This is a genomic window from Rhizomicrobium sp., from assembly GCF_056722145.1.
In genome coordinates, this window is sequence record NZ_JBWZET010000090.1 from 1 (window position 1) to 5,162 (window position 5,162).

At 63.3% G+C, this 5,162-nt stretch carries 3 protein-coding genes and 1 pseudogene; 2 read left to right on the top strand and 2 right to left on the bottom strand.

The genetic code is table 11. The features are described 5' to 3' along the window. Both AC1P6P_RS05190 and AC1P6P_RS05195 read left to right on the top strand, forming a co-directional pair. Nucleotides 1–1,872 (top strand): annotated as a pseudogene (locus tag AC1P6P_RS05190) (DNA-directed RNA polymerase subunit beta'); the annotation flags it as partial. A 160-nt stretch (nucleotides 1,873–2,032) separates the two neighbouring features. Next, on the top strand, nucleotides 2,033–3,772 hold the full coding sequence (locus tag AC1P6P_RS05195) for a DUF6438 domain-containing protein (protein WP_481401372.1): 1,740 nt from the start codon (nucleotides 2,033–2,035) through the stop codon (nucleotides 3,770–3,772). A 2-nt stretch (nucleotides 3,773–3,774) separates the two neighbouring features. Here AC1P6P_RS05195 and AC1P6P_RS05200 read toward each other — a convergent pair whose 3' ends face one another. Both AC1P6P_RS05200 and AC1P6P_RS05205 read right to left on the bottom strand, forming a co-directional pair. Beyond that, nucleotides 3,775–4,521 (bottom strand): hypothetical protein, encoded by a 747-nt coding sequence (locus tag AC1P6P_RS05200; RefSeq protein WP_481401373.1) that lies wholly within the window; start codon nucleotides 4,519–4,521, stop codon nucleotides 3,775–3,777. A gap of 10 nt (nucleotides 4,522–4,531) precedes the next feature. Beyond that, the coding region (locus AC1P6P_RS05205) for a hypothetical protein (protein ID WP_481401374.1) at nucleotides 4,532–5,162 on the bottom strand (631 nt) is incomplete at its 5' end.

Below are 5,162 nucleotides of genomic sequence, written 5' to 3' on the forward strand. Positions count from 1 at the left end.
ACCCGCCGTCTGGTCGACGTGGCGAACGATTGCATCATCACCTCCGTGGATTGCGGTACCAGCCACGGTGTCTCGGTGCAGGCCGAAATCGATGGCGGTCACGTCGTGGCGTCGCTTTCCGAGCGCATCCTCGGCCGCACCACGGCGGAAGACGTCAAGCACCCGGATACGGGCGAGCTGATCGTCGCCAACGGCATGGAAGTGACCGAGGACATCGCCGAGAAGATCGAAGAGGCGCATATCCAGCGCGTGCGCGTGCGCTCGGTGCTGTCGTGCGAACTCAAGGAAGGCGTGTGCGGCAAGTGCTATGGCCGCGATCTGGCGCGCGGTACTCCGGTCAATATCGGCGAGGCGGTGGGCGTTATCGCCGCGCAGTCGATCGGCGAGCCGGGTACTCAGCTCACCATGCGTACCTTCCACATCGGCGGCGCGGCGCAGGTCGCCGGTTCGTCGAAGTCGGAAGCGTCGTATGACGGCGTCATCAAGATCGTGAACCGCAACGTCGTGAAGAACTCGGAAGGCGAGTTGATCGCGATGGGCCGCAACATGCAGATCCAAATCCTGGATCCGAAGGGTGCGGAGCGGGCGACCTACCGCGTCATCTACGGCGCGCGCCTTAAGGTCGACGACGGCTCGGTGGTCAAGCGCGGCGATCGTCTCGCCGAGTGGAACCCGAACGCCCTGCCGGTGATGACCGATACCGACGGTATCGTCCGCTTCGACGACCTCGTGTCGGGCGTCACCTACAGGGAAGTGTCGGACGAAAAGACCGGCGTGACCAATCGCGTCGTCATCGATGCCCGCGGATCGGGTTCGAAGGCGCAGGAAATCCGCCCGTCGATCGCCGTGGTCGATGCCAATGGCAAGGTCATTCAGGTGGCGAGCGGCGGCGAAGCCCGCTATCCGCTGTCGGTGGATGCCATTCTGTCGGTGGAAGACGGCTCGACCGTTCGCGCCGGCGACGTTCTGGCCCGTTTGCCGACTGAAGGTGCCAAGACCCGTGACATCACCGGCGGTCTGCCGCGCGTCGCGGAATTGTTCGAAGCCCGCAAGCCGAAGGACCAGGCCGTGCTGGCGGAAGTCGACGGTTTTGTCGAATTAGGCAAGGACTACAAGAACAAGCGCCGCGTCATCGTCAAGCCGAAGAACGAGAAGATCGATCCGGTCGAATTCCTGATCCCCAAGGGCCGCCACATCAGCGTGCGCGAGGGCGATTACATCGAGAAGGGCGATTATATCGTTGAAGGCAATCCGTCGCCGCACGATATCCTGCGCATCAAGGGCGTCGAGGAACTCACCACCTACTTGGTGAAGGAAATCCAGGACGTCTACCGGCTGCAGGGCGTGAAGATCAACGACAAGCACATCGAAGTGATCTGCCGTCAGATGATGCAGAAGCTCGAGATCATCGACGGCGGCGACACCACGTTGCTTGCCGGCGAGCAGGTCGATCTGATCGAACTCGACGAGGCCAACAAGAAGGCCGAAGAGAATTCGGGCCGTCCCGCCGTGGGCCGTCCGGTACTCTTGGGCATCACCAAGGCGTCGTTGCAGACGCGCTCGGTGTTCTCGGCGGCGTCGTTCCAGGAAACCACGCGCGTCCTCACCGAAGCTGCGGTGCAGGGCAAGGTGGATACCCTGGAAGGCCTCAAGGAGAACGTGATCGTCGGTCGTCTGATCCCGGCTGGTACGGGCGGCGCCATCGCGCGCCTGCGTCAGATCGCGATGGACCGCGACAAGGTCATTCAGGACGAGCAGTCGAAGGGTGCGCCCGCTCAGCTCGAAGCGCCGCAACCGCCGGCTCCGGAAACGCCGCCGGAACCCGCTTCGGATGCTCCGCCAGCGCCGGAAACGCCGCAAGCGGCCGAATAAGAAACAAGGGCCGGTGGAAACACCGGCCCTTTTTCGTTAGGGGCGTCTTTCCTCCCCCGCGGAGCAGCGGCCCCGCACGTCGTTGAAAGCGACGGAGGGGCCCATATTCGCGGTTCATAAATCGCGCTAGACTCGCCTAGGTGCAGGTGCGGGGGGCATCATGGCGCGCTCAAAGATTGTCTGGATCGCCGCGGTCATTCTGGCCTTCGCTGTCGGCCTCGGCGGCGGGGTGTATGGACCCGCGCTTTGGCGCAAGGCGATGGCACCCATCCCGGTGACGCAGGTCGCCGTCTACGACGCCGCCGATCTCGACGAGGGCGGTTTCAATCACTTCAGCGACGTCAACACGGTGCTTGTGCGCGCAGACGTCAAACCGGACGGACGCACGCAGAATTATGTTGTCCTCAAGCTGATCGTTGCACCGGACGGCCAAGTGACGTCGGCGACGCCCATAGCGGGCACGACCGCCTATTACGCCGACACCATCGCCCTGGCGCTGACCTGGAAAGTGAAGCCGTTCCTGCGCAACGGCGTGCCCGTCGCTGCGCGGGTTCCGTATGTGTTCGTGCGCATCCAGCCGCCCGAACTTCGGCGCGATTACCCGGTGCCATTTCCTCCGCTGCGAGATATTGCGCACGTCAAGATCACCTTCGATCGCGGCCCATGCTTCGGCGAATGCCCGATCTATCACGTCGTGCTGCACGGCGACGGCACAGTCGACTATGAAGGCCTCGGCTTCGTAGTGGTGCTGGGCAAACACCACGCCAAGGTGCCGGTGGCCGTCGTGCAGCATCTCGTCGATGAATTCCGCAAGGCGCACTTCTTCTCGCTGCTGCCGCGCTACCACGCCAGCATCACGGACAATCCGACCTACAAAATCGCCATTTCATTCGATGGCTATGCCGCCGAAGTGGATGATTACGTTGGCGAACAAGTCGGCATGCCGCATGCCGTGAGCGCGTTGGAAGACGAAATCGACCGCGCACTTGAGACCAAACGGTGGGTGCGTGGCGACCTGCAGACGGTGCCGTCGCTGATCGCCGAAGGCTGGGACTTCAAGGCAAACTCGTGCAACAACACCGCTCTGGTCGCTGGCGCTGCCCGCTATGCCTCGCTCGATGTGGTTCGGGCGCTGCTGGTACAAGGTGCGCCGGTCCACTCCAAATGCAGCCAATCCGGCTATGGCATTTTGGAGGTGTCGGCGCTGCAGAGCGCGGTGGAGCACGGCGATGTCGCCATGGTGGACGCACTGGCAGAGGCGCGTATCGATGACCGCGATGCCGCCGAGGCGCTGATCGAGGCCGCGCGGCGAGGGGCGTTCGAAATGCTGATCCGGATCGAACAAGCCCATCCCATGCGGCACCAAACTGTTCGCCTGGCGAACGGCGAAACGCTGCTGATGGCGGCGGCCGAATCGTGTGTTCCGGAGGCCGTCTCGGAGGTGATCGACAACGCCGAGATCAATGCCGCGGATGGCCAGGGCAAGACGGCCCTGTTCCATGCCAGGGGCGGCGTTGCCGACAAACCGCACGATTGTGCGGGGACGGTGCGACTGTTGCTGGCGAAAGGCGCCGACCCGAACGCGCGTGACCGCAATCAGGATACGGCGCTGATCGACAATATGTTCGATGTCGACGTTGCCAAATCTCTTCTCAAGGCCGGGGCCGATCCGAATGCCCGCAACTTCATGGGCCGAACGGCGCTGATGGCGAGTGACGATCCCAATCTGACCCGCGCGTTGTTCGAAGGTGGCGCCAACCCTTGGCTTGTCGATAACGAGGGCAAGAACGCGCTCGACTTGGCGCGGGAAGGTGGTTCGCAGAATTCCTGTGTTCCCGTTCTCGAAGCCTGGATGAAGGCGCATCCGAAGGCGCATCCGAAGCCGAAGCCGAAGCGGTAGCGTCAGTCGCTGTTGCCGTGCTGGATCACGATTTTTCCGGTGCCTTTCTGCGCGATCACCATCGAGTAGCGCAGGAACAGCGCCAGATTGAGGTCGCCGGCGCGATACCACAGCAGGGGCTCGTGCAGGCCGTCGACGATGGCGCCGTAGTCGGGGCCGAATTTGGCGGCGGATTCGCGCGCTTCGGCGGCGATCTTGGCAACCACCGCGCCGTGATACTGCTCGGGATTGACGATCGTCAGGTCCCAGGCGAGATCGGTTTTTGTTTCGCTGCGGCCGAATTTCGGCACGCTGCGGACGAACGCTCTGATCCGCTCGGCGGCGCCGTCGAAGCTATCGCCGGAGGAGATCGCCGTTTTTACGACGAGGCGCACCTGGGCGTTGTTGCCGTATCCGCCGCCGCCGACGAAGCCTTCGATCATGCTTTCGGAGAAGTCCTTGAGCTGCTTGTCGCCGATGCTGAGCGAGATGCGGGCATTGCGTTTGGCCTCGCGCACCAGGGCTTTCAGGGTGTCGCGCATTTCCACGGCGCGCAGCACCGGATCGCGGGTGTCGTCGGTGACATAAATCCGGTTGATCAGATGATCGGCGCGCCGGATCAGCACGACATAGGGAACCGTATCCTGGTCGCGGCGAAAATAGGTTTCGCGTGTCCCGGTGACGACGATGGTCTCGACGTTTTGCGCCAAGGCCGGCGGCAGCGTCGATGCGGCGGCGATCAGGACGACGGCGAGTGCGAGTTTTTTCATGACATCCCCCTCACTTCGGCTGCACGATCATGGTGTAGGGAATGTACAGCGCCAGATCGAGTTGGCCGGCGCGATACCACTGCAGCGGCCGGTACAGGCCTTCGATGGTGACGCCGTAGTCGCTGCCGAACATCGCTGCGGCCTCTTTGGCGTTGCCGGCGATCTTGGCGATCACGGCGGCGTGGTATTGCTGCGGCCCGATCACCGCGATCTCATAGTCGGTGTCGCTGGTGACCTCGCTGCGGCCGATCTTGGGGATGCGCTTGATGAAATCCTCGATGCGCCCGGTCGTCGAGTCGAAGGTGTCGTCGGCCGCGATCGCCGTCTTCACCAGGATGCGGGCCTGACTGGTATCGGGGCGGCTGCCGCTGGTGATGTACTGGTCGATCAGGTCTTCGGTGAAGTCCTTCAGGACCTCATTCTTCTCGACGCTGAGGGTGATGCGAGGGTCTTGCTTGGCGGCGGCCACCACCGCCTTCAGCGTGGCGCGCAGTTCCTGGGCGCGGACCTTGGCATCGCGGGTGTCGTCTTCGACGGTGATCGACGTATACAGATGATCGGCGCGCCGGGTCAGGACGACATAGGGCAGGGTGGTCGAATCCGAGGCGCGGTAGCCGGTGACCGCCACCGTTTCCATGGCG

Coding starts and splice junctions, on each gene's coding strand:
- AC1P6P_RS05195 (WP_481401372.1), top strand. CDS start 2,033: ATGGCGCGCTCAAAGATTGTCTGGATCGCCGCGGTCATTCTGGCCTTC.
- AC1P6P_RS05200 (WP_481401373.1), bottom strand. CDS start 4,521: ATGAAAAAACTCGCACTCGCCGTCGTCCTGATCGCCGCCGCATCGACG.